We start from the raw sequence: 21,740 nt of genomic DNA, 5'->3' as shown, positions 1-21,740 counted from the left end.
CCCCTGTACCCAACCAATGGTTTCTATGGCAAAAGTATGAATGCGGTCTATAGGACTACGCCGTGGAACAGTTCCGGCCTGTCGCCACGCACATCATACACAAACCCGTTCAAAATGGCGTAGCGCAGTTTCCCTTTCTGATCAGTAAGTATAAAGTTGGCGCCGCTGTTCAGGTTTAGGTCGTGGCTGACCTGACCGGAGGCGCTCACCACGTTTAATGGCAGCTCCAGCGGGTTTATCCTTTCCGGATCGTCGGGAAGCGCCTCCACCTGCACGGTGGTGTAGCCCTTGGCGAGCAGGCGCCTTGCGCGGCGCTGATTCAACTCGTTTATACTTTTAAAAGGCTTCTCGTATACTTTGCCCGCCACCAGCGTCAGCCCCGCGCCATCCACCTCCTCATACCCGTGGAAGACGCTCAGGTCGCCGATCTGGTCCACCGTGCTTTGGTGGTAAAAGCCCTTGCCGGTTGGCGCATCCACCTCCTCCCGGAAAATCCCGACATCCAGCAGCACATCATGGCCGCTCATGGTATAGCGCACGTTGCGCAGCAACAGGTCGTAGAGGTTGCGCTCGTTCTGGGGGATTTTATAGTAATCTTCTAAGTCATACTTAGTATAGCCGTTGTCCGAGATCAGGTGCAGGGCCGAGAGGATGGAGGCGAAGTTGAGCCGGCGGATGTGCTGCTTCTCCGTGTCGTTGGGATACCCACCCGACTCAATCAGAATCACGCTGGTGCCCCACTTCTGAATATTGTCGCCGAAGGCGCGTGGCTCGAACTCGTCGGAGTACTTGGCCACGTGGCCCGGCACGAGCTGCTGCAGCGCCTCGTTCATTCCCACAATGGTGCGCATGGCGCGCTCCCGCACGTGATTCACGGTCTGCGCCTGGTCGAAGGCGGGAGCCAGGAAAGAGATGGTGGCGGGCTTGGGGCCGTTGCCTGCCGTGTAGTAGCGGCTCTGGTCGTGCAAATTAAAGCCAAACTCCGGGTCCAGGCTGTCGCGCAGGCTTTTGAGCAGGCGCGCCTCCGGGCTCTGCAGGCGCAGCGCGTCGCGGTTCAGGTCAATCTCCAGGGCATTGTGGCGTTTATACTTTTGCGCCCCGTCGGGGTTGAGCATCGGCACGAAGTATAACGTGGTGTTTTCGAGTATCTGTTGCCGCAGCGGGTTCAGCTCGTCGGACTGCTGCAGAAAGTTGAACAGGTCGAACAGGGCCATGGTGGCGGTGGGCTCGTCGCCGTGCATCTGCGACCAGAGCATCACTCTGGTTTTGCCGGTTCCGGCCTTTACCAAGTAGATATCGCGCTGCTCCACCGACTTCCCCGCCACCTGTACCTCGAACATGGGGTTTTGGTGGAGTTGCTCCAGCAGCGGTACGATGTCCTGGTGCTTGAAGCGGCGGTGCTGCAGGGTAGGCTCCTGGTAAGTGGCGTGTTGGGCAAAGGCCTGCTGTGCCACGTTGGTAGCAGGCCGCGTCTGGGCCTGCGCTTGTAAAAGGCTCATGGGCAGAAGTATAAGTAGGAGGAGGTTCCGCATCGGTCCACAGTTTTTGGTGGCACAAGTATACCCGGGTAAGGTATAAAGTATATGGATGCGATGGAAGTGGTGGCGAAGAATTTTGCGACAGAAAGGGGAGGAGCACCCCTAAAGGCAGACGTGCCGCCCCAGGCACAGGGCGGCACGTCCGGCGTGCCTCACGCGGCACCTTTCAGTTGAGGCGGCTATCGCATCAGGAACCTGAACTCGTCTATTTTCTTCAGGGCGATGGCCGTGCCTTTTACAACGGAAAGCAAAGGCTCGTCTGCCACATGGACCGGAAGCTTCGTGCGGGACGCGATCCGCTTGTCGAGCCCCCGCAGCAGGGCGCCGCCCCCCGTCAGGAAAATGCCCGAGTGGTGTATGTCTGATGACAGCTCCGGCGGCGTTATTTCGAGGGTCTTAAGTATGGCTTCCTCTATTTTGGTGATGGATTTATCGAGGTAATAGGCTACCTCCTGGTAAGAAACCATGACCTGCTTGGGCAAGCCGCTCATCAGGTCGCGGCCCTTGATGGCAAAGTCCAGGGGAGGGTCCTGCAACTCAGGAAGGGCGGCGCCAACCTCCAGCTTTATCTTCTCGGCCATAGAGGCGCCGATGTGAATGTTATGCTGGCGGCGCACGTGGTGGATGATATCGGCGTTAAAGTTATCGCCGGCCACCCGGATGGACTGGTCGCACACGATGCCGCTCAGTGCGATGACGGCGATCTCGGTGGTGCCGCCGCCGATATCAACGATCATGTGCCCGGTTGCGTCCTGCACATCAAGGCCGATGCCAATGGCTGCGGCAACCGGCTCGTGCACCAGGTACACGTCCTTGGCCCCGGCAATCATGGCAGAGTCGCGGATAGCGCGCTTTTCTACCTCCGTGATGCCCGAGGGCACACAGATCAGCATTCTGTAGGACGGAGAGAACATGCCCTTGCCGTTGTTGGCCAGCTTGAGCATGCCCCGCATCATGTGCTCGGCCGCATGAAAGTCTGCGATGACCCCATTTTTAAGCGGGCGGATGATGCGGATGTTCTCATGCTCTTTTCCTTCCATCTGCTCCGCCTTTCTGCCTACGGCAATGGTAGCCCCGGTGGTGCGGTTAAAAGCGATGACCGCAGGCTCATCCACCACGACTCTGTCCTCAAAAATCATCAGAAAGTTTGCGGTGCCCAGGTCGATTGCGATGCCCTGTGTGCGAAAGTTAAAAAAGCTCATACTATAGTAAAGAATTAGGGCGCTGTTATTGTTCCGGATCAAGCCGGGGGATTAAAGATAAAGATCGCCAGCCGCCTCTGGCTGATACATAATATCCATTACTTTATACGTTCGGGCACCTTTGGGGGTAGGCCACTGCACTTCATCGCCTACTCTGCACCCAAGTATAGCCGTGCCAACAGGAGCCAGTACGGATATTTTGCGCTGGCTCAGGTCGGCGTCCTTGGGGTATACCACGGAGAGCTCCATTTCTGTCTGGCTGCTCATTTCCTTCAGGCGTATAAGCGAGTTCATGGTGACCGCATCCTCAGGAATTTCTTCCGTAGGCACCACCTTCGCCCTTTTCAGCGCACTGCCCAGTGCCTCAACAGCGAACCGGTTATTTTCCAGCCGATGAACCTGCACCAGCGTGTGCAGACGCTCGTAGTCCTTCTCTGTTAAATAAATTGTGTGCATCATCTGCTTCGGAGTATTGTCCATGGTTGTCTTATCTGTTTTTGTTTTTGTCAGCCTGCTTTTTGCTCCCGGCTCGTCCCGCCGCAGGATATATCGGTTCCAATGCCTCTGCTGACTTCTTCCGCTTAGAGCTTTGTGTTCCGGCTGGCTTATGCTTTTGCATGCCTGGCACGGGCTGGCAAGTATAAACTGCGTTGCGCAAGTTTTGTTGGAACAGCCTGTATCCGAATACCCGCCGTTCTGGCTGTATGGGTGGCAGCGGGCCAATCTTATACTTTATACTTTGCGTTGGAACGCTGTCAGGCGTGCGGCAAGCGCTGCATCGTACAGGCAAATCTGAGGCAGCGTCCGTGGTGTGCGCCGGTGATTTTCCGGCTTACTGAATGAAGTCCTTGGGAACCGTATAAAAGTGAAGGCAATAGCCATTCAGCACATCACTCAGAGATACGTGATGCGAAGCTGCGACAAGACCGGTGAATGGCTTTGAGAAGGAACAAAGAAATCTGTTTGGGGGCAGCACGACTATTTCAAAAATATATACCAAAGTAAACCATTGGCGCCCATAAAAGCAATTTAATCTGGTGGGTTCTTGCAGCTGGAGAACGCAGTGGTCTCATTGTCAGGATATAATGCAGGGCTTTATCTTAAGGCCGTCGCAGGCACTCCGTCACGGGTGGAATCAGGACGCTGCTGTTGCACACATGGCACCCCGCTAAGGCTGACCCTGTTACCATAAGTGCCTGCTTTCTGCCTGTGCAGGGAACTCGACGCTGGTAGGAGGCAGGATGGAAAGTACAGGATTCTTGATACCTTGGCAAACGCTGCCATACTATGGTGCAGAAGCCTGTGTTTGTTGCCACGAACTATAAAGCGGCGAAGGCAGTAAAAAAGGCTAGATTTGCGAAGGGGTGTGCCAGATATGGCGAGGCAAGCTAAAAGAAGTATAACGCTGCCATCCTTTAGGTGCGTGAGGAGCGGGCACTGCGCCAAAAGTATACACATGTCCCTTGAGCACTGTGCACCGAAAAGAGTAGAATTAATTCAGCAAGCCACCAGGTATGCACGAACTATACTTCCAGAAGTTTAACGAGAAAGTCCGGCTGACAGAAACTGAGCAGGAACGGATAAAAACATACCTTACCTACAAGAAGCTCCGCAGGAAACAGTACCTCCTGCAGGAGGGGGATGTCTGTAAGTTTATTGCCTTTGTAGAAAAAGGGGCGCTGCGGGCCTACTCCGTAGACGATTCCAGCGCGGAGCATATCATTCAGTTTGGGCTGGAGGGATGGACCATCTCCGACCTCTACAGTTTCCTGACAGGAGAGCCCGCCACCTATAACATCGACGCCCTAGAGGATTCCGAACTGGTGCTCATCAGCAAATCGGCGCATGAGGAACTGCTGCTGACCATGCCCAAGTATGAAACCTTCACCAGGCTGAACATCACCGGCGCATACCTGGCCATGCAGCGGCGCCTCACCTCCATCATCGGCTCGTCGGTGGAGGAACGCTACCAGGATTTCATCGCCCTCTACCCACACATCGCCCAGCGCGTGCCCCAGCACATGATCGCCTCCTATATGGGCCTCACCCCCGAAACACTTAGCCGCATCCGGAAAAGGATCTCCACCAACAAGTAAACTATCCCATGATTTCCCAAAAGCATTGATTCAAGTCAATGCTTTTTCTTGACTGCGCGCAATGCGCTGAGGCCTTGCGTGGTCGTACCTTTGTATTGTTACAAAATCAGAGTTATGAGGACGACGCAAAGTATAGCCATCATTGGAGCCACCGGAAACATGGGCTCCGCCCTTTCAAGAAGCCTGGCGGCGGGCAACTACAGGTTGCTGCTGTGCACCAGTAACCTGGATAAGGCAACAGCGATGGCGGAGGACATCAGAAAGGGTAACCCTGCCGCCATGGTAGAGGCTACCGATTGCACGATGGAGGCATCCTGGGAGGCAGACATTATCATTGTGGCGGTTCCCTATGCGGCAGAGAAAGAAGTGGCTCGTAGGATCAGGGAAGTCGCCAACCAGAAGATCGTCATCAGCATTGCCAACCCGCTGAACGACACCTATGACGGATTGGTGACAGCACCCGGTACCAGCGCGGCAGAAGAGCTGCAAAAGCTGCTTCCCAACTCTAAAGTGATCAAGGCCTTTAATACCACCTTCGCGGCTGATTTCGCAACACCCCTTATTGATGGCAGGCAGGTGGACGCCTTTATAGCAGGCAACGACGGGGAAGCCCTGCAGAACGTTTCCGAGCTGGTGAGCACGGTGGGTTTCAACCCTATCGTGGCCGGTGACCTGGCCGCGAGCAGAACGCTCGAGGACATGCAGCTCCTGCTCATCCGGCTGAACGCCAAGTATGATTACAACTGGCGGGCGGGCTGGAAAATCCTGCATCAGTAAGCAAAACAACCATTATTAATACAAATACACACACAATTTAACTTACACATAACATGAAAAGATTATCCATTATTTTTTTCGCATTCCTGTCTCTTTCTGCCTTTACGACACTGAGTAGTGTTTGGACGAACGACGACGCGCATTCGCAGCTTGGCTTTACGGTATCGCACCTGGGCATAGCGGACATCTCCGGTACTTTCAACGATTTTGATGTAACCATCACCTCCACCAAACCCGATTTCAGTGACGCCGTGGTGGAAATGACTGCCAAAACAGCCTCTATCGACACAAGAGTGGAAGACAGAGACAATCACCTCAAGAGTGCAGACTTCTTCGATGTAGCCAAGTATCCGACCATGGACTTTAAGAGCACTGCTGTTAAGAAGGCAGGTAAAAACAACTACAAGCTCACCGGCAACCTGACTCTGAACGGCGTGACCAAACCAGTTACCATGGACATGGTATACAAAGGCACGGTGGAGAACCCAGGCAACAAGAAGCAGACTGCAGGCTTCCAGGTAACAGGCACCATCAAGCGCTCGGACTTTAACCTGGGCAACGGTTTCCCGGCTCCCATGATCAGCGATGAAGTACGCATTAAGGCTGACGGCGAATTTATTCAATAAGTATAAACGGAAGGATTGACGATGAAAAAGCTACTTAGCGTATACCAAAGCGCAAACAGCATAGATGTGGCGCTGCTGATAGCCCGGGTAGGCATTGCCGCCCTGATGCTTGGCCATGGCTTGCCGAAGCTGGAAATGCTCTTCGCTGCCGATCCGGTCCAGTTTCCTGAAGTCTTTGGCCTGAGTGCCACCACCTCACTTGCATTGGCCGTTTTTACCGAGGTCATCTGCTCCATACTCATCCTGATCGGGCTGGGCACCAGGCTGGCCGCCATCCCGTTGATCATCACCATGCTGGTGGCTGTGTTCCTGGTGCATAGCGCAGACCCGTTCGCCAAGCAGGAACTTGGCCTCCTGTTCCTGCTACCCTATGTGGTGCTGTTGCTAACGGGAAGCGGAAAATACTCTCTGGATTATTTGTTGCATCAAACGGAGGCAAAACCAACGTATAGCAGAGAGTTAGCAGTAAAGTAAATCAAGTATAAAAATTAGGGCTCCCGGGGCGAACTGCTTCTGGGAGCCTCTAACTGTGTAATAATGAAAGTAGCATTGATAGGAGCGTCCGGCTTCGTAGGTACAGCCATATTGAAAGAGCTGGTGCAACGAGGCCACCAGGTAACGGCAATCGTCCGCCATCCTGAGAAAGTAGCACAGGCGGAGAACGCAACTGCTGTAAAGGCAGATGCCTTGAATGCCGATGAGGTAGCGGAAGCAGTAAAAGGAAATGAAGCTGTGATAAGCGCTTATAATGCCGGCTGGAGCAACCCTGATTTGTACAATGATTTCATGAAGGGCTCCGAGGCAATACAGCGCGGCGTTAAGAAAGCCGGGCTGAAGAGGCTGATTGTAGTGGGCGGAGCGGGCAGCCTTTTCATTTCGGAAGGGGTACAACTCGTGGACACGCCTGATTTCCCGGCAGACTGGAAGCCCGGCGCGCTGGGGGCAAGAGATTACCTCAATGCCCTGAAAAAGGAGCAGGAGCTGGACTGGACCTTTCTGAGCCCGGCTATCGAGATGCATCCGGGCACGTCAGGCGAAAGGAAGGGGAATTACAGGGTAGGTTCGGATAGCCCCGTGTTTGATGAGAATGGCAAAAGTGTGATCTCGGTGGAAGACCTGGCCGGGGCAGTAGTGGATGAACTGGAAAAGCCGAAGCACATAAGGCAGCGGTTCACCGTAGCGTATTAAATGCGAGGGCACAGTGTTTTTAAGACCTGTGCCGCGCTTTTATTTCTAACATTTACTTCTGAAAAGTATGGAAACAGCTTATAAAATACCCGCCGCAGCAAGAATCGGCCATGTTCATCTCAAGGTGTCTGACCTGAAGCGCTCCCTAGCCTTTTACTGCGACCTGCTGGGCTTTGAGTTCATGATGCACTACGGGGAGGAGGCTGCCTTCATCTCCGCAGGGGGATACCATCATCACATCGGGCTGAACACCTGGCACAGCAAGGGTGCGCCGCCTGCTCCCCGGGAGGGAGTGGGGCTCTACCATCTGGCCATTCTGTACCCTACCCGCAAGGACCTCGCCCTGATCTATAAAAGGCTGCGTGATGCCAAGTACACACACATAGGCGCCTCCGATCATGGCGTTTCCGAGGCGTTGTACTTAAGAGACCCTGATGACAATGGAATTGAGCTTTACTGGGACAAGCCTAGAGAGCAATGGCCAAGGCTGGCAGACGGTTCGCTGACGATGTACACCAAGCCACTGGACCTGGAAGACCTGCTGAAGGAAGCAGAATAATTCCTGTAGGAGGTACTTTAAAACAACAAGTATGGGCTGTCCTTCAAGTATGGGCTGTCTTTAAGGTATAGCCTGTGTCCCAATAGAGGCATTTCACTGAAATAGGCTTCTTAAGTCGTGAGGAAGGAAATGAATGCAAAAAACCGCTCCAGTTTTAACTGGATCGGTTTTTTTATTAGCCCCTAAGTTTGAATTATCGAACCTTATCTACAATGATCTAACTGCTGTTGAAGAATTCCTGGTACCAGGAGAGAAGGAGGTCAAAGTATAGACTCTTCAATTGTGATTATAGGGCACATAGAGCTGTTGGCTAGCCTCACTAGTCCTAGCAATATGTGCTTTATGGACAGCCGTCCCTAAACATCTGCAATTAACTCTTCAATGCTGCACCTACAGCTGGTAGAATCTTAATTCTTTAGTTGTAAAGTATACCAGCTACCAATGGGATAGCAATGATTTTAAAGTCTGTTACCTACATCAGCTTGTGTCGGTTTACTTAGATAACAGGATTTAATAAAAGTAAGAAAATCGTAGGAATTGAAGGGATTGATACTAGTATGAGCCTATTGTTTTTACTTATCAAAATGATAGGTATCTGTCTGATTATGGTATAAAGGCAGTACAAGCGATGTGGTAACTTTGATGTATCATTTAGTTTAATAAAATAAAACATTATGAGTAAGAAAGCATTGCTTGTCATAGACATACAGAACGATTATTTTGAAAACGGAGCCTGGGAACTGGAAGGACCGGTAGAAGCGAGTTTAAATGCAGCTAAGCTCATTGATCACTTTAGAAAGAATGATTTGCCGATCGCACATATCCAGCATTTCGCGGCTGATGCGAACATGCCTTTCTTTCAACCGGATACTACTGGCGTAGAGATCCATGAAAATGCAAAGCCACTGGAAGGTGAGAAACTAGTTAAAAAGTATTATCCCAACAGCTTCAGAGAAACAGATCTATTGGATTATCTGAAAGCCAATGAAGTGACGGAAGTAGTAGTGACAGGTATGATGACACATATGTGTGTAGATGCTACGACAAGGGCCGCAAAAGACTTCGGTTTTGAATGTACAGTAATTGGTGATGCCTGTGCCTCCCGCGATCAGGAGATCAATGGAAGACTGGTGAAGGCAGACGATGTACATCACGCCTTCTTGGGGGCACTCTCCTTCTTTTATGCGAACATCCAGAATACAGAGGAATTCCTTTCTGCTTAAGCACCATCCTGGAAGTACTAGAGGTTTAAAAAACTTCCCGCCAATTATTAGACGGGAAGTTTTTTATTTTCAGAGAATTCCCATTAGCTGAAATACTAGAAAATAAATATGTATTAAATCTTCTTACTGTAAAACAGTGTCCGGTAATCTTCTTCCATCATGTTAGCATTGGCATTAGCAAAGCTTAGAATTTCTTCAAATCCTTGTTTAGGATAATAGTGGTGATTGCAGCTCGAGTCTGTCCATAAGTACATTTTGTCTTTGCCTTTTACCTGAGACTCTTTCATAAAATGATTCAGAAGCTTAGTGCCATAACCTCTTTTATTACTGATAAATAATGCAAGTTTTATGTCGATATCAGTTAAATAAGTTGCTAATAGATCATCAGATTTAACAAGATAATCTTTTTGATTGTTCATGATCAAAAGCTCTGAACCGTGGAGATCTTTTGTCTGAAGTTCCACCCATTCCAAGGCATTATTTTTATCATCTTTTTCACAACCAAGCAAAATTGCTCTTATGATTCCGTCTTCACTGATCTTATACCTATAGTCATTTTCATAGTAATTCTTCCGCACTATAAATTTACTGACTTTTCTTATAAAAGCATCTGATTGCCCAGGATATGCGTCTTTCCACGCTTCAAATGCCATTTCATATACCTGTGGCAGGTCACTGTTATTTAATTTACTAATCTCCATTTTAAATAGATGTTGTTTGAAAAAGCAGGTGCTAACCTCAAAATTATTTCCGGATGAATGATGTGCAGGAAAGGTCAATCGATTAATTGTTGTTTCCTGATCCACAGTCATGATCGTCTATAAATCAGTCAGGCCTGAAGGCATCTGGTACGCATCAGCGATCAGTTCAGCTGAGCGAAGTATCCCTTTTGGTGAGTGTCCGAGATTTACGATCATCAGTTCGTCTGCTTCTGATCGTTTCTGAACTTCATTGAGACTTTTGACAACAGTTTCGCCTGTTCCATAGAACATTCTGTGTCTCCAGCCTTCCATAAGCTGCCTTTCCTGTGCCGTGTAAGGGTATCTGGCAAGAGCTTCGGGAGAAGGCATCAAATAAGACAGCCCTCGCATCATGCGCATCATGCTGTGCGCAAAACTTTCGGTCTGCAACAATGCTTCTTTTTCTGTCTCGGCTGCATACACGCCAAAGCAAGCCAATGTATGTGGTTTGTCGAGCACCTCCGAAGGCTGGAAATTCTTTCTGTAAAGGTCAAAGGCCATCAGCAGATTTTCAGGGGCCAGCTGGGCTGCAAAAGCAAATGGCAATCCCATCTTACCTGCCAATTGGGCCGAATAACCCGACGATCCGAGCAACCACACGGAAGGGCTGTTAAGAGAACGCGGTATCCCGTTTTGGCGGTCTTGCCCTGGACCCGGAACTGCCCATACCTTATCCTTATAGGGATCATCTTCAGGAAAGTCATCATCTAAAAAATGGAGCAGTTCCTGTAGTTGATCAATATAGTTTTCCGCGCCAAAACTATGGCCTCTACGCAGTGCTGTGGCAGTATAGCCATCAGTTCCCGGAGCGCGCCCAATGCCCAGGTCTATCCTGCCTGGGGCCATGGCCTCCAGCATACCAAACTGTTCTGCAACTACCAGTGGCGGAAAGTTGGGCAGCATCATCCCGCCCGCACCGAGCCGTATCTGTTTGGTCTCTCCGATTAACCTGGAAAGCATGACAGCTGGAGATGTAACCGAAATGGCCGGCATGGAATGATGCTCGGCTACCCAATAACGGGCATACCCCCGGCCGTCAGCAAGTTTTGCCAGTTCTATGCTGTTCTGTATCGTCTCTATCGCGGAATTGCCTTGTCCTGTAACAGCAAAGTCGAGCAGCGACAGCGGGACAGGAGCGTTTCCTTTTTTTGTTACTGGTTGGAAAGCAGCCATGTTATTTTCTTTTGGTGTGTTATTATTATCAGTCATTTCTTCAGTCAATTCATAGTGCATTAAAAATCAGATGCAAAATTACCGATGCAGAGGAAAAGGACTTGTATCAGGAATGTACTGAATCCTACCAATTTGATAAGGTCTATACCGAACTACATTTATTTTAAATAAATCCGTACCTAAAGAGTGAAGCCAACTATTGAGACCAGTAGTCGAGGAATCAATAGGTGGGTGATAGATGAGATAGGAGATGTTCATTTTTTGTAAATTGCATGTTAGCAAATTCTATAGATCAGGTATACAACTATTCTGGTTGTAGCATTTTCTTAATGAGAATCTGCTATTTCTTGTGCTCAGGTTTAGTAGTGGTAATGTATGGAAACCCTTAAATTTTTAAAGACGGAATGTGGAGTAGAAGTGCTCCTGAACGTACTGCACTTTACAAGTGCTGACAGCAACTATTTAAAAAAGGTACCATTCAACACGGATTTTTTTGAGGTTGTTTTCTTTAAGAAAGCCAAAGGGGAACTGCTGCTGAATGATCACCAGATAGAAATGACCGGCAACAGCGTCGTCTTCCTGTCTCCATACCAGAAAAGGCAGTGGCATTTCGATGAGGGTGAACAGGATTTCACCATCCTTCTATTCCAGGAAGACTTTCTGAACGACTTTTTTGCTGATAAGCTGTTTGCTTACCGCTTGTTATACTTCTACCAGCTGGACTATCCGTTGAAAATGGAGGTCGGTAAAGAAACTGTACAAAGCTTCTGCACGCTTCTGACCGAAATAAAATCAGAGCTTGTGCATCCAAAGACTGACAGCGGGCACATCATACGGTCGCTCCTCTATTATATTTTGCAGAAGCTGAACAGGGAATATGCTGCAGCTAACCAACTGAAAATGGAAAGGGACAATGACCATTATGCCTTTCAATTCAAACGGCTGGTTGAAAAGAATATAAAGCATAAACAGCGGGTAAGTGACTATGCCGACATGCTGGGCATTACGCGGGTTTCATTAAACAAAGCGGTAAAAGAACAATTTAATGTGACGGCCAAACACCTGCTCAAGCAAAGGTTGCTGCTCGAAATAAAGAACTATCTTTTCCATTCCAAGCTGACGCTCAGTGAGATTGCCTATGAGCTTAACTTTCCCAAACCCAACCACCTGATGCGTTTCTTCAAAACCCAGACCGGAATGACTGCAGGTGAATTTCTGCAGGCAAATGGTAATGAGACTACTTTGTAAGTGTAGACTTCTCTGTAGGTCAGTGATATATAAAAGCCGCTCTAGTTGATGTGGAGCGACTTTTTTAGTAGCCCGTAGAATTGAAATATCGAACTTTATCCATATGGACCTGATTTCACTAAAAGAATATTCGAAGGTATGAAGACCGTAGTCGTGGTAGCGAGAATTCTGATCACTTGGCTATGGTCAAGAATATATTTATTATAAATAGAGGGTATGGCGTAGTATCATACTAGCTAAAGTAGCAGACAGGTATGAAGCCAGCGTTCCGCAAATCAACGTTCTGGAGCTCAGGGCTGCCAGGTCCTGTTTGCGGTCGGGTGCCAACTGGCATATACCTCCCACCCAGATGGCATAAGATTGAAATTGGCAAAGCCACACAAAGCAAAACTGCCAGTGATAAGGGGCAGCATATTTAGCCTGCTATTTACTTAATGGACAAAGGTTGATAAACATTAATTTAAACTAAATGCATTGGCATACGCTAATTTATTTAGTAATATTGCTCTGTTCAAACTAACAAAATAGATCTATGAAACTCATCGAAAAGCTTCTGAAGGAAATCGAGGAAGAAGGGCAGAAAACCCGTAAAATGCTCGTTATCGTGCCAGACGACAAATACGATTGGCGGCCTCACCCCAAGAGCATGCCTATAAAAGACCTCGCACTGCACATTGCCGATTTGCCCACCTGGGTAACCTTAGCTGTTACAACCAATGAACTCGACTTTGCTGCCAGCCCTTACAATCCAGGTGATGTAAAAAACACAGAGGGGCTCTTAGCGCTGTTCGAGAAGAATCTGGCAAAGGCGCAAGCAGATATGGAGCAGGCGACAGAAGAGCAACTGGAAGAGCCCTGGACGTTGCGTAACGGTGCTGTTGTATACATGACCCTGTCGAAGTATGAAACAATCCGTCATGCGCTGGCGCAAACAATCCATCACAGGGCACAGCTTGGCTTGTATCTGCGGCTGTTGAACATTCCTATCCCGGGTAGCTACGGACCAAGTGCCGACGAGCAAGGGCTGTAGACGACAGCACAGGAGCTGTCTTGGAACTGGCAGCTCCTGTGCTGCCTTCAGCATCCTCAGCTCATTGGTTAAAAGCTTGCCGTAATCTTGAAAGTGAGACTATCTTTTATAGCGTTGATAGGTAAAGATTCAGTAATACGCTACAGTTAAGCTCATTGATCAAGTCATGCATCTACCTTCTCAGTTGAAATCTTGTTTGCAGCAGATGCCATAGGTTAGTTAAGACAATAAACCAGTACCGCTACCTTATTTAACATGAGATATAATAAAGGAAGGCTCCTCAAGCCTCAGGAGATCTTTAAGAAGCATTGAACCACTTGGTAGTAAAGTCTTACCACGCGTTCGTAGAGCTCTAGTTTAATAAGTTTTTTGTAGGTGCAAGGCCGAAGGGGAAGTATATCGAACCAAAAAAAGCCGCTCCAGTTTTACCTGAAGCGGCTTTTTAGTAGCCCGTAGGATTGAATTATCGAACTTTTTCCACAGGGATTTGGTGGCTGTGAGTAAATACCTGGGGGTTGAGAGGAGAGGTAAAGCTTGTTTAAGTTACTATGGGAGGGTGAAAAGCTAACTATGTCAAGGATTTTTGAGTAATACCCTTAACGCATATTACCATTCAGATGCTTTATTCTACCTGCTCTGTTTCCTTGGCTGGCTTTTCTCCCATAAACTCCACCAAGGCCTTCTTGATGCACGGATATTGCTTATAGGCTTCCACCAGGTTCATGAATGCGACCATGTTGTCCTGAATCTGAATCGCCAGGGTTTCATTTTTTAGGTTGCCGCCTGCATCCAAGGATTCGTGGGCTGAGACCAGCGAGAACATATTGTTATACCTGGATGCCTAGGTGTTCAAATAGAACCCGCAATGCTCTCAATCCGCGGCTGCCGCTTGCCATGGAGGAGTGGCAGGTATGAGCAAGGCATGGTGCTGGGGAAAATGCTGGGGTCGGAAAAGGGAGGTGCCTACCTCACTACACTCACCCAGCCTTTGACGTACTTGCTTTCCTTTTCTAAATAGAGCACATAGTAGTATGTTCCCTCTGCCAGACCCTCTGCCTCCCAATTGTTTTGATAGGATTTTGATTGGTATACCTGTTTTCCCCAGCGGTTAAAAATAACCAACGTATTGTTTTGGCTTAAGTCCAGATGGACAATCTCAAAGAACTGGTTCTTAGTATCCCCGTTGGGTGTGAATATATTGGGTATGATCACCTGTTGGTATTCAGTTGGCTCAGGTTCCGCTTCATTTCCCGGATCAGGTTGACTTTCCTCAGCTGTTTCTAGCATTTTGATATGCAGCTTGTAAAGGAAAATGTCCCAGTTGGAGGTAGGTTTAGTGGCAAGTTGGTTGGGGAAACGGAATGTTGATGAGAGTGTATGACCTACGAGGTATAAATGATCTGTTGGGGTTAGACCAAGATTGATAGCGCTGGAAGTCCCATCACCGTTCGACTGAATCACCCCGGTTATCTCACCTTTAACATTTATCTTTGTTAGGAACACATCGTATTCGTTTTCGCCACGCTGCGAATCTAGCACAATGTTTCCAAAAGCAACTTTTTCCCTAAAATGCCCCGCTAAAATAATAGCCTGGTCTTTGTTGCTGATTTTAATCGCACTGCCTGCAATACCACCCATATAGAATGTATCTACATTTCTGGCCACTGAGAATCGCTGGGTTTGCTCTCCCTCCGTATTAATCCTAAGCACCAAGTCTATCTGATCCGATTTATTTGCGAAGCGGCCAGCCAGGTAGATATTCTCCCTGCTATCCAAAGTCATATCCATGATCGAGCTAAAACGCTCACCTTTCCCCACGTGCCTGGCCCACTTGACTGCTCCATCGGCATTGAATTTGACCAGGTAGCAGTCTGCCATGCTACGGCCTTCGAACAGCTGATCGCCGATCTTCATGGAATTCATAAACTGCCCGGAAATGATTGGCTGCTGGTTAGCATCCACGATAATGTCACGGATGTAGGCAGGGTTCGAGGGATTGACAGAGGCAATTAAATTTTCCTGTAGCAGAGCCCCGTTACTATCGAATTTGTACAAGACAAGGGCCCTGGTTTCTATGCCATTGCCGCTAGGTTTTCCTTGGCTGCAGGCGATATACAGGTTATCCTGCTTATCGATGCAGAGCTTTGCCTCAGCAGTTAGTTCTCCCGGGAGGTACTTTAGCCACAAAGGCTTGCCGGAAGCATCGTATTTAGCAAGAAAGTGTCGGGGCGAGTAGGAATTTTCGGTATAGGTTTGGTCACCAAATACGAGTATCCCATGAAAGCGACCTATCACATACAGGTTGCCGTTTGTATCCAGCACTAATTCTTCTATTGACCCAAACCGGTTACTCCTTAACACTTGTCCCCATATGACTTGTCCCTCGGCATTGAATTTTGCGATAAACCCACATCTGAAATCTGCTGGAGCCTCACTTTTTAAGGTGACATTCCCTAGTGGCATGCGGCCATCACCATAAATAAATGATCCCGTCATCACCATATCTCCGGCAGGAGTCAGCACCGTCGAACTCACTATATTTTCTTCTTGGCCGCCAAACCGCTTCAACCAGGTGCTTTCCTGGGCGGTCAAGTCAAATCGCAAACACACCATTAAAAAGAGCGTGAGAAGACAAACTAGTGAGGCGCTAAATGATCTGATCATGAGGTAAATGCCCAGGAACCATACCTGGTGTCAAAGCTTGGTGAAAGGTCGTCTAAAATTAACAACTTTTTTGCACTTTTTTAGCAGGAATTGGTTTGAGAGATTTTGGCTTGTGAGTATACCAAAGCATACGCCTGTCCAGCAAATGCGTGTAATGCTCTTCCCAATCAGGAACAGGCATGTTAGGGACGATTGGCGTGAAGAGTACCTGTTTGGGCATTCAAAATTACGACTTTGGCTGATTTAGTAGGGTGCGCTGGTCTGCTTGTTCAGGGCTGCTTCCATGCTTTATCTCTTTTGTTTTTTCTATGATGATTCGCCAATGCGCACACCTACAGAAAAGGCATTGCAGGTACTATGAAGTAACAAAAAAGCAGGCTATAGGATCCAGAGTCAATAGTTTATTTATAAGTTTAAATTGCTGACAATCAATTTGTTGAAATGCAATTCTTATGAGCATGGTACTAGTGTAGATGTCAATGTAGGGTACGCTGAAATTCAATTCATTCACTATCTTCTCTACCCCAGATACCTTGAATGCGCGTGGGGAAATGAGGTGTTCACGTACCCTGATGTAGTGCAGCACATCAGACTCCCGGCGCTGGAAGGCAACCATCACGATGTAAAATTGGATCTGCTGCTGGGGCGCCTGAAAATGCTGGTGTGCAGTGAGAATGACCGAAGTTCTGACTTCATATCGCTCAGCTTGGCCAATGTTCTATCCGATATTTATTTTAAATAAGGGCTTGGCTAATGAGGTATTGGAAAGCTGAGAATCGGAAGGGGAGAATATTCACAAAACAAAAAAAGCCGCTCCAGTTTTACCTGGAGCGGCTTTTTGTAGCCCGTAGGGGAATCGAACCCCTGTTACCAGAATGAAAATCTGGCGTCCTAACCCCTAGACGAACGGGCCGTTCTGTCTGATTGTGGTGCAAATATAGCGGGTGTTTCTGTATATCCAAAAACTTACGGCAAATATTTTCTGCTTTCCTGCGTAAGCTACTAAGGGCCAGGATGGAAAAAAATGTTGGTTTTACTCTAGCGTAAATCGTAACTTAGCAGCATTAACATAACTCTCATAACTAGATACCATGTCTAAAATTAAAGTTGCAATTAACGGCTTCGGCCGAATCGGCAGACTTACTTTTAAGGCTCTGCTTCAAAAAGAGAACGTAGAGGTAGTTGCCATTAACGACCTGACAGATACTAAAACACTGGCACACCTGCTGAAGTATGATTCTGTACACGGCAGATTTAACGGAACGGTAGAGGCCTCTGAGGGTGGCATCATCGTGAACGGAAGAGAAATTAAGATCACGGCAGAGCGCGAGCCGAAAAACCTGCCTTGGGGCAAGCTGGGCGTGGACGTTGTGCTGGAGTCTACCGGCCGTTTTGTGGATGATGTGAGCGCCGGTGCTCACCTGGAGGCTGGTGCCAGAAAGGTGGTTATCTCTGCTCCTGCTAAGGGCAATGTGAAAACGGTAGTGCTGGGCGTGAACGAGGAAGTGCTGACTGGTGATGAAAGAATCGTTTCCAACGCATCCTGTACCACTAACTGCCTTGCGCCGATGGCGAAGGTGCTGGACGATGCTTTCGGCATTGAGAAGGGCTACATCACAACGGTACACGCGTACACAGCAGACCAAAACCTGCAGGACGCGCCACACAAGGATCTGCGCCGTGCCCGTGCAGCCGCTTACTCCATCGTGCCTACCTCTACAGGCGCCGCTAAGGCCGTTGGCCTGGTGATGCCCCACCTGAAGGGCAAGCTGGATGGCGTGGCCATGCGCGTTCCTATTCCGGATGGTTCCCTGACCGACCTGACCTGCATCCTGAAGAAGCCGGCTACGAAAGAGGAGATCAACGCAGCCATGAAGAAGGCCGCTGAGAACGAGATGAAGGGTATAATGGAGTACACCGAGGACCCGATCGTGTCTATCGACATCATTGGTAACACGCACTCCTGTATCTTCGACGCCGAGATGACTTCTGCCAACGAGACGCTGGTAAAAGTGATAGGCTGGTACGATAACGAGGCTGGTTACTCAAACCGCGCCGCCGACCTGATCACGCGCATCGGCTAAGCTTAGCTGCACTTTAAAGTATAAAAAGGGCTTCCCCGCTGCGGGGTGGCCCTTTTTTTGGAAGCCTGCTGAACAACATACCAGGCAACAGAGTATAAAATGACGAAGGTCATAGTTTATATTAAGCAAACGCTATACTTTTATACCTGAAGTATGAGGATTCTTTCTGCCGCTGCCGCTCGGTTATGCTGCCGGTCGAAACAGAGGCTATACTTCAAGAGAATATGAAAACATCCATCTAAACCGCACTAAACATGAGAAGGATTCTAGTACCCACTGATTTTTCGGAGGAGGCGCGCAATGCCTACGAAGTTGCCATTTCCATAGCACGCCGCACCGGCGCCGCCATTAAGCTGCTGCACGTGGTGGAAATGCCTTATAACTCTAGCTTCAACACCACTGGCGAGGCAACGACGGGCTCTAATGGCATGGAGCAGGTATTTATGCTGCGCCTGCTCGAAAGCACCAAGCACAAGATGAGCGAGCTGCTGCGCACGGTACCGCACGAGGGAGTGGAAGTGGTGCAGGAGGTGGATGTGGACCGCCCGATAAACAAGATCAGGAGAACGATAAAAGAGGATGCGGTAGACCTGGTGGTGATGGGCTCCAAGGGCTCCAGCGGGCTGGATGAGTTCCTGATTGGTTCTAATACCGAGAAAGTGGTGCGCACCTCCGAGTGTCCTGTGCTGACGGTGAAAAGCCGCCTCCAGGACTTTGACCCGCGCGAGATCGTGCTGGCCTCTGACTTCAGGCGGGAGATCCGCGGAGCCATGGACAGGTTCAAGGAGTTTCAGCAGATCTTCGGGTCGCGCATCCACCTGGTGTACATCAACACGCCCGGGGCCTTTGAGTCGAGCGCCAACGTGCAGCAGAAGCTGGAGTACACCGCCCAGAAGTATGGCCTGCAGAACTACACCATCAATGTGTACAACGATGTGATGGAGGAAGACGGTATCCTGCACTTCGCCAACGACATCCGCGCGGACATGATCATGATGGCCACCCACGGCAGAACCGGCCTCTCGCACCTGCTTAGCGGAAGTATAGCCGAGGACTTGGTGAACCACACCCGCATCCCGGTGCTGACTGTGCAGCTGAAGTAGAAGTATAAAATATACCTATACCTACCCAAAGCCTGATGCCCTATAGCGTCAGGCTTTTTTTATTACCGCCCGAAAAAGGTAATTTTGTGCGCAAGGCCATCGCCCATACTTATGAGTACACGTACCAAAATCCGCTTTATCATAAACCCGACCTCTGGCACCAGCAGCCGCGTAGATGTGGAGGCCCGCATTCAGGAGCACCTCGACCGCCGGAAGTATGACCACAGTGTGGTGTTCACGGAGCGGGCCGGGCATGCGCCTGAGCTGGCACGTGCAGCTGCGGGGGAGGGAGTGGAGATCGTGGTGGCGGTAGGCGGCGACGGCACCATGAACGAGGTGGCCCGCGGCTTGCTGCATACCGAGACGGCGCTCGCCATACTGCCGAAGGGCTCCGGGAACGGACTGGCGCGCCACCTGGGGATACCCATGGGGCTCGAAGGGGCCCTGCGCGTGATCAACAAGGGGAAAACGACCACCATCGACAGCGGCCAGATAAACGGGCATCCGTTCTTCACCACCGCCGGCATCGGCTTCGATGCTTACATCAGCTCGGTGTTTGCCGGCAATAAAAAGCGCGGGCTGCAGACCTATGTGGAACTGGTGATGAAAGAAGTGCGCAACTACCGGCACTTACCCGTGATAGCAAGTATAAATGGCAACACCCTGGATACCGACTGCTTTGTGATGGCCTTTGCCAACGCCGCGCAGTATGGCAACAACGCCTACATCGCGCCAGCCGCCGACATACGGGACGGCCTGCTGGACGTGTGCCTGGTGCGGCGCCTGGACCTGGTGAAAGCCCTGAACCTGAGCTACTGCATGCTCACCAAACAACTGGCCAACGCCGACAGTGCCGAGTACTTTAAAACGGAACGAGTAACTGTAGAGGCAGAGGAGGAGATGATGTACCATGCCGACGGCGAGTACTTGGGCAAGGCCAGCGAGTTCGAGGTGAAGATGCTGCCGCTCTCGCTGAAGGTGCTGGTGCCGTAGTATAATTACGAATGCGTAATCAGGAATGAATAATGGGAAATGAGTAATCATTAGTCATTCATAATTATTTAATTAAAAAGAGCGATGAGCGATAAAAATAAGAAGGGCCGGCAAGGGGTGGTTTACTCCACCAACCAGGACTTTAACTACGACTACGAGCAGGGCCAGGCGCAGGAAACGCTGCCCCCGCAGCAGCAGAACCTGAAAGTCATGCTCGACAAGAAAGCCCGCGGCGGCAAGCAGGTAACGCTGATCACCGGCTTCGTGGGCACCGAGGACGACCTGAAAGAACTGGGCAAAATGATCAAGAGCAAGTGCGGCGTAGGTGGCTCCGCCAAAGACGGCGAAATCCTCATCCAGGGCGACTTCCGCGACAAAGCCCTGCAGGTGCTGCTAACCGCCGGCTACAAAGCCAAGAAAGCGGGAGGATGATTTGGAGTTAGAAAGTTAGAGAGTTAGAAGGTTAGAAAGTTAGAAAGTGGTGGGTTCTGCCGCCAGTTTAGCCGTAGCATAACTTGCAGCTACGTTTGGCAACAGTTTGTTAAGCTTTGCTTTAAAAGCAAGGATGCGAAGACTTCGTCTATACTTTATAATCCAAGTTGCGATCTACTCATGAAGTGCAGGTGTAAACCCACCCCTAACCCCTCCCAGGAGGGGAATCATCTACTCTTTTGCGAAATTCCCCTCCTCGGAGGGGCAGGGGTGGGTTAATCGCAACTTGAGTTTTATACTTCGATTAAAAAGCATGCAAAGCTCGCTCACAAAATCTGCAGAAGTATAAATCGTCGGTGATAACACCAACAATGGCGGAAAAAGTTACAAAGTCATGGCTCAGCTATACTTCCGACAGTCACTACTAAAGTATAAACCAGCTGCAGCCAAAGTATAAGGTATAGCACAAAGTATAAATCAACTGCTCCTATACTTGCTGCCTGTGCTGCTGCTGCTAAAGGCACAAGCGGACACTCGCGCTATCAACTCTCCAACTCCTAAACTCTTAAACTCCCAAACTTATTAACTCTCCAACTTCCCCAGGTATTTCTTCGGGCCCTCCAGCAGGTAGAAGTTGGTGGTTTGCTGCACGAAAAGGTTTCCGGCAAGGGCGGAGGCTTTAGGAGGGGTAGGCTTGTACACCTGCAGCGGCTGCTTTGGCTCGCTGGCTTTCACGAAGCCGATCTCCTCCAGGCGTTGTTGCAGCTGCTTGGAAGTATACTTGTTCACCGGCACGCGCAGCCTGGTGCGGCGGTACAAAATCAGCATGGTGATGCTAAAGAGCAGCGAGAAAACGGCGGCGTTGAACGCGATCTCCTGCAACAACATACCCGTGCTCATGTCAGAGAACTTTCCGCTCAGGCCATACCAGATCGCCGTCAGCACGAAGTACATCGCAAAGAAGTATAGGTTCAGCCGCACGAAGCGCATCAAAGTATAATTCCGCATTTTAATGAGTAGTGATTAATGACTAATGATTAATTATTAATTATTAATTATTAATT

24 protein-coding genes and 1 tRNA gene are annotated in these 21,740 nt (G+C 49.4%); 14 read left to right on the top strand and 11 right to left on the bottom strand.

Annotation, left to right across the window (positions count from 1 at the left end):
* Window positions 1-47: 47 nt before the first annotated feature.
* Window positions 48-1,499, bottom strand: coding sequence for a M14 family metallopeptidase (locus A3841_RS18490; RefSeq protein WP_083610429.1), 1,452 nt, complete (start codon window positions 1,497-1,499; stop codon window positions 48-50).
* An 84-nt stretch (window positions 1,500-1,583) separates the two neighbouring features.
* Here A3841_RS18490 and A3841_RS20750 point away from each other — a divergent pair, with 84 nt between their 5' ends.
* Entirely contained in the window at window positions 1,584-1,712 is a 129-nt protein-coding gene (locus A3841_RS20750; protein WP_262502621.1) for a hypothetical protein, read from the top strand.
* Between the two features lie 5 nt (window positions 1,713-1,717).
* Here A3841_RS20750 and mreB read toward each other — a convergent pair whose 3' ends face one another.
* Complete coding sequence (gene mreB / locus A3841_RS18485) at window positions 1,718-2,740, bottom strand: rod shape-determining protein (RefSeq protein WP_073854664.1); 1,023 nt, start codon at window positions 2,738-2,740, stop codon at window positions 1,718-1,720.
* 51 nt (window positions 2,741-2,791) lie between these two features.
* Window positions 2,792-3,199, bottom strand: coding sequence for a nucleoside diphosphate kinase regulator (gene rnk / locus A3841_RS18480; protein WP_170866235.1), 408 nt, complete (start codon window positions 3,197-3,199; stop codon window positions 2,792-2,794).
* A gap of 1,055 nt (window positions 3,200-4,254) precedes the next feature.
* Between rnk and A3841_RS18475 the strand changes: the two genes are divergently transcribed.
* The 7 genes from A3841_RS18475 (at window position 4,255) to A3841_RS18445 (ending at window position 9,209) form a co-directional block, all read left to right on the top strand.
* The gene (locus A3841_RS18475; protein WP_073854662.1) at window positions 4,255-4,836 is read left to right on the top strand and encodes a Crp/Fnr family transcriptional regulator; all 582 of its coding nucleotides are present in this window, start codon (window positions 4,255-4,257) and stop codon (window positions 4,834-4,836) included.
* A gap of 114 nt (window positions 4,837-4,950) precedes the next feature.
* Window positions 4,951-5,613, top strand: a complete 663-nt coding sequence (locus tag A3841_RS18470) for an NADPH-dependent F420 reductase (RefSeq protein WP_073854660.1) — start codon at window positions 4,951-4,953, stop codon at window positions 5,611-5,613.
* 53 nt (window positions 5,614-5,666) lie between these two features.
* Complete coding sequence (locus A3841_RS18465; RefSeq protein ID WP_073854658.1) at window positions 5,667-6,239, top strand: YceI family protein; 573 nt, start codon at window positions 5,667-5,669, stop codon at window positions 6,237-6,239.
* Window positions 6,240-6,260: 21 nt separating this feature from the next.
* Window positions 6,261-6,713 (top strand): DoxX family protein, encoded by a 453-nt coding sequence (locus tag A3841_RS18460; RefSeq protein ID WP_073854656.1) that lies wholly within the window; start codon window positions 6,261-6,263, stop codon window positions 6,711-6,713.
* Between the two features lie 63 nt (window positions 6,714-6,776).
* Complete coding sequence (locus tag A3841_RS18455) at window positions 6,777-7,427, top strand: NAD(P)-dependent oxidoreductase (protein ID WP_073854654.1); 651 nt, start codon at window positions 6,777-6,779, stop codon at window positions 7,425-7,427.
* 67 nt (window positions 7,428-7,494) lie between these two features.
* Window positions 7,495-7,986 (top strand): VOC family protein, encoded by a 492-nt coding sequence (locus A3841_RS18450; protein WP_073854652.1) that lies wholly within the window; start codon window positions 7,495-7,497, stop codon window positions 7,984-7,986.
* A 674-nt stretch (window positions 7,987-8,660) separates the two neighbouring features.
* Complete coding sequence (locus A3841_RS18445; protein WP_073854651.1) at window positions 8,661-9,209, top strand: cysteine hydrolase family protein; 549 nt, start codon at window positions 8,661-8,663, stop codon at window positions 9,207-9,209.
* A 113-nt stretch (window positions 9,210-9,322) separates the two neighbouring features.
* Here A3841_RS18445 and A3841_RS18440 read toward each other — a convergent pair whose 3' ends face one another.
* On the bottom strand, window positions 9,323-10,015 hold the full coding sequence (locus A3841_RS18440) for a GNAT family N-acetyltransferase (RefSeq protein WP_139308012.1): 693 nt from the start codon (window positions 10,013-10,015) through the stop codon (window positions 9,323-9,325).
* Window positions 10,016-10,027: 12 nt separating this feature from the next.
* Complete coding sequence (locus A3841_RS18435) at window positions 10,028-11,182, bottom strand: LLM class flavin-dependent oxidoreductase (protein ID WP_235861482.1); 1,155 nt, start codon at window positions 11,180-11,182, stop codon at window positions 10,028-10,030.
* 315 nt (window positions 11,183-11,497) lie between these two features.
* Between A3841_RS18435 and A3841_RS18430 the strand changes: the two genes are divergently transcribed.
* Window positions 11,498-12,370: a helix-turn-helix domain-containing protein gene (locus A3841_RS18430; protein ID WP_073854648.1), complete on the top strand. Its 873-nt coding sequence runs from the start codon at window positions 11,498-11,500 to the stop codon at window positions 12,368-12,370.
* A 201-nt stretch (window positions 12,371-12,571) separates the two neighbouring features.
* Here A3841_RS18430 and A3841_RS18425 read toward each other — a convergent pair whose 3' ends face one another.
* Window positions 12,572-12,715, bottom strand: coding sequence for a hypothetical protein (locus A3841_RS18425; protein WP_235861481.1), 144 nt, complete (start codon window positions 12,713-12,715; stop codon window positions 12,572-12,574).
* Between the two features lie 187 nt (window positions 12,716-12,902).
* Here A3841_RS18425 and A3841_RS18420 point away from each other — a divergent pair, with 187 nt between their 5' ends.
* A complete protein-coding gene (locus A3841_RS18420) occupies window positions 12,903-13,400 on the top strand; it encodes a DinB family protein (protein WP_073854646.1) in 498 nt (165 codons plus the stop codon).
* Between the two features lie 622 nt (window positions 13,401-14,022).
* Here A3841_RS18420 and A3841_RS18415 read toward each other — a convergent pair.
* The 3 genes from A3841_RS18415 to A3841_RS18400 form a co-directional block, all read right to left on the bottom strand.
* A complete protein-coding gene (locus A3841_RS18415) occupies window positions 14,023-14,223 on the bottom strand; it encodes a hypothetical protein (protein ID WP_073854644.1) in 201 nt (66 codons plus the stop codon).
* Between the two features lie 140 nt (window positions 14,224-14,363).
* A complete protein-coding gene (locus A3841_RS18410; RefSeq protein ID WP_083610428.1) occupies window positions 14,364-16,064 on the bottom strand; it encodes a T9SS type B sorting domain-containing protein in 1,701 nt (566 codons plus the stop codon).
* Between the two features lie 841 nt (window positions 16,065-16,905).
* Window positions 16,906-16,977 (bottom strand) — tRNA-Glu (locus A3841_RS18400).
* 178 nt (window positions 16,978-17,155) lie between these two features.
* Here A3841_RS18400 and gap point away from each other — a divergent pair.
* The 4 genes from gap (at window position 17,156) to A3841_RS18380 (ending at window position 20,676) form a co-directional block, all read left to right on the top strand.
* The gene (gene gap, locus A3841_RS18395) at window positions 17,156-18,148 is read left to right on the top strand and encodes a type I glyceraldehyde-3-phosphate dehydrogenase (RefSeq protein ID WP_073854638.1); all 993 of its coding nucleotides are present in this window, start codon (window positions 17,156-17,158) and stop codon (window positions 18,146-18,148) included.
* 254 nt (window positions 18,149-18,402) lie between these two features.
* On the top strand, window positions 18,403-19,251 hold the full coding sequence (locus tag A3841_RS18390) for a universal stress protein (protein WP_073854636.1): 849 nt from the start codon (window positions 18,403-18,405) through the stop codon (window positions 19,249-19,251).
* Window positions 19,252-19,362: 111 nt separating this feature from the next.
* Entirely contained in the window at window positions 19,363-20,244 is an 882-nt protein-coding gene (locus tag A3841_RS18385) for a diacylglycerol/lipid kinase family protein (RefSeq protein ID WP_073854634.1), read from the top strand.
* A gap of 84 nt (window positions 20,245-20,328) precedes the next feature.
* Window positions 20,329-20,676: a translation initiation factor gene (locus A3841_RS18380; RefSeq protein WP_073854632.1), complete on the top strand. Its 348-nt coding sequence runs from the start codon at window positions 20,329-20,331 to the stop codon at window positions 20,674-20,676.
* Window positions 20,677-21,068: 392 nt separating this feature from the next.
* Here the strand turns inward: A3841_RS18380 and A3841_RS20745 are convergent, their stop codons facing one another.
* Together A3841_RS20745 and A3841_RS18375 are read right to left on the bottom strand one after the other, a co-directional pair.
* Window positions 21,069-21,200 carry a hypothetical protein gene (locus tag A3841_RS20745; RefSeq protein ID WP_262502619.1) on the bottom strand — a complete coding sequence of 44 codons (132 nt, stop codon included), beginning with the start codon at window positions 21,198-21,200 and terminating at the stop codon, window positions 21,069-21,071.
* A gap of 58 nt (window positions 21,201-21,258) precedes the next feature.
* A complete protein-coding gene (locus A3841_RS18375; RefSeq protein WP_073854631.1) occupies window positions 21,259-21,684 on the bottom strand; it encodes a hypothetical protein in 426 nt (141 codons plus the stop codon).
* Between the last annotated feature and the right edge of the window lie 56 nt (window positions 21,685-21,740).

This window comes from Pontibacter flavimaris, from assembly GCF_001907195.1.
GTDB lineage: Bacteria > Bacteroidota > Bacteroidia > Cytophagales > Hymenobacteraceae > Pontibacter > Pontibacter flavimaris.
Note: the sequence above shows the minus strand (reverse complement) of the source record. Positions and strands in the feature narration are given on the sequence as shown.

Coding starts and splice junctions, on each gene's coding strand:
- A3841_RS18385 (WP_073854634.1), top strand. CDS start 19,363: ATGAGTACACGTACCAAAATCCGCTTTATCATAAACCCGACCTCTGGC.
- A3841_RS20750 (WP_262502621.1), top strand. CDS start 1,584: ATGGATGCGATGGAAGTGGTGGCGAAGAATTTTGCGACAGAAAGGGGA.
- A3841_RS18390 (WP_073854636.1), top strand. CDS start 18,403: ATGAGAAGGATTCTAGTACCCACTGATTTTTCGGAGGAGGCGCGCAAT.
- A3841_RS18435 (WP_235861482.1), bottom strand. CDS start 11,182: ATGCACTATGAATTGACTGAAGAAATGACTGATAATAATAACACACCA.
- rnk (WP_170866235.1), bottom strand. CDS start 3,199: ATGATGCACACAATTTATTTAACAGAGAAGGACTACGAGCGTCTGCAC.
- A3841_RS18465 (WP_073854658.1), top strand. CDS start 5,667: ATGAAAAGATTATCCATTATTTTTTTCGCATTCCTGTCTCTTTCTGCC.
- A3841_RS18450 (WP_073854652.1), top strand. CDS start 7,495: ATGGAAACAGCTTATAAAATACCCGCCGCAGCAAGAATCGGCCATGTT.
- A3841_RS18445 (WP_073854651.1), top strand. CDS start 8,661: ATGAGTAAGAAAGCATTGCTTGTCATAGACATACAGAACGATTATTTT.
- A3841_RS18490 (WP_083610429.1), bottom strand. CDS start 1,499: ATGAGCCTTTTACAAGCGCAGGCCCAGACGCGGCCTGCTACCAACGTG.
- A3841_RS18470 (WP_073854660.1), top strand. CDS start 4,951: ATGAGGACGACGCAAAGTATAGCCATCATTGGAGCCACCGGAAACATG.
- A3841_RS18375 (WP_073854631.1), bottom strand. CDS start 21,684: ATGCGGAATTATACTTTGATGCGCTTCGTGCGGCTGAACCTATACTTC.
- A3841_RS18430 (WP_073854648.1), top strand. CDS start 11,498: ATGGAAACCCTTAAATTTTTAAAGACGGAATGTGGAGTAGAAGTGCTC.
- A3841_RS18380 (WP_073854632.1), top strand. CDS start 20,329: ATGAGCGATAAAAATAAGAAGGGCCGGCAAGGGGTGGTTTACTCCACC.
- A3841_RS18475 (WP_073854662.1), top strand. CDS start 4,255: ATGCACGAACTATACTTCCAGAAGTTTAACGAGAAAGTCCGGCTGACA.
- A3841_RS18415 (WP_073854644.1), bottom strand. CDS start 14,223: ATGTTCTCGCTGGTCTCAGCCCACGAATCCTTGGATGCAGGCGGCAAC.
- gap (WP_073854638.1), top strand. CDS start 17,156: ATGTCTAAAATTAAAGTTGCAATTAACGGCTTCGGCCGAATCGGCAGA.
- A3841_RS18460 (WP_073854656.1), top strand. CDS start 6,261: ATGAAAAAGCTACTTAGCGTATACCAAAGCGCAAACAGCATAGATGTG.
- A3841_RS18420 (WP_073854646.1), top strand. CDS start 12,903: ATGAAACTCATCGAAAAGCTTCTGAAGGAAATCGAGGAAGAAGGGCAG.
- A3841_RS18455 (WP_073854654.1), top strand. CDS start 6,777: ATGAAAGTAGCATTGATAGGAGCGTCCGGCTTCGTAGGTACAGCCATA.
- mreB (WP_073854664.1), bottom strand. CDS start 2,740: ATGAGCTTTTTTAACTTTCGCACACAGGGCATCGCAATCGACCTGGGC.
- A3841_RS18410 (WP_083610428.1), bottom strand. CDS start 16,064: ATGATCAGATCATTTAGCGCCTCACTAGTTTGTCTTCTCACGCTCTTT.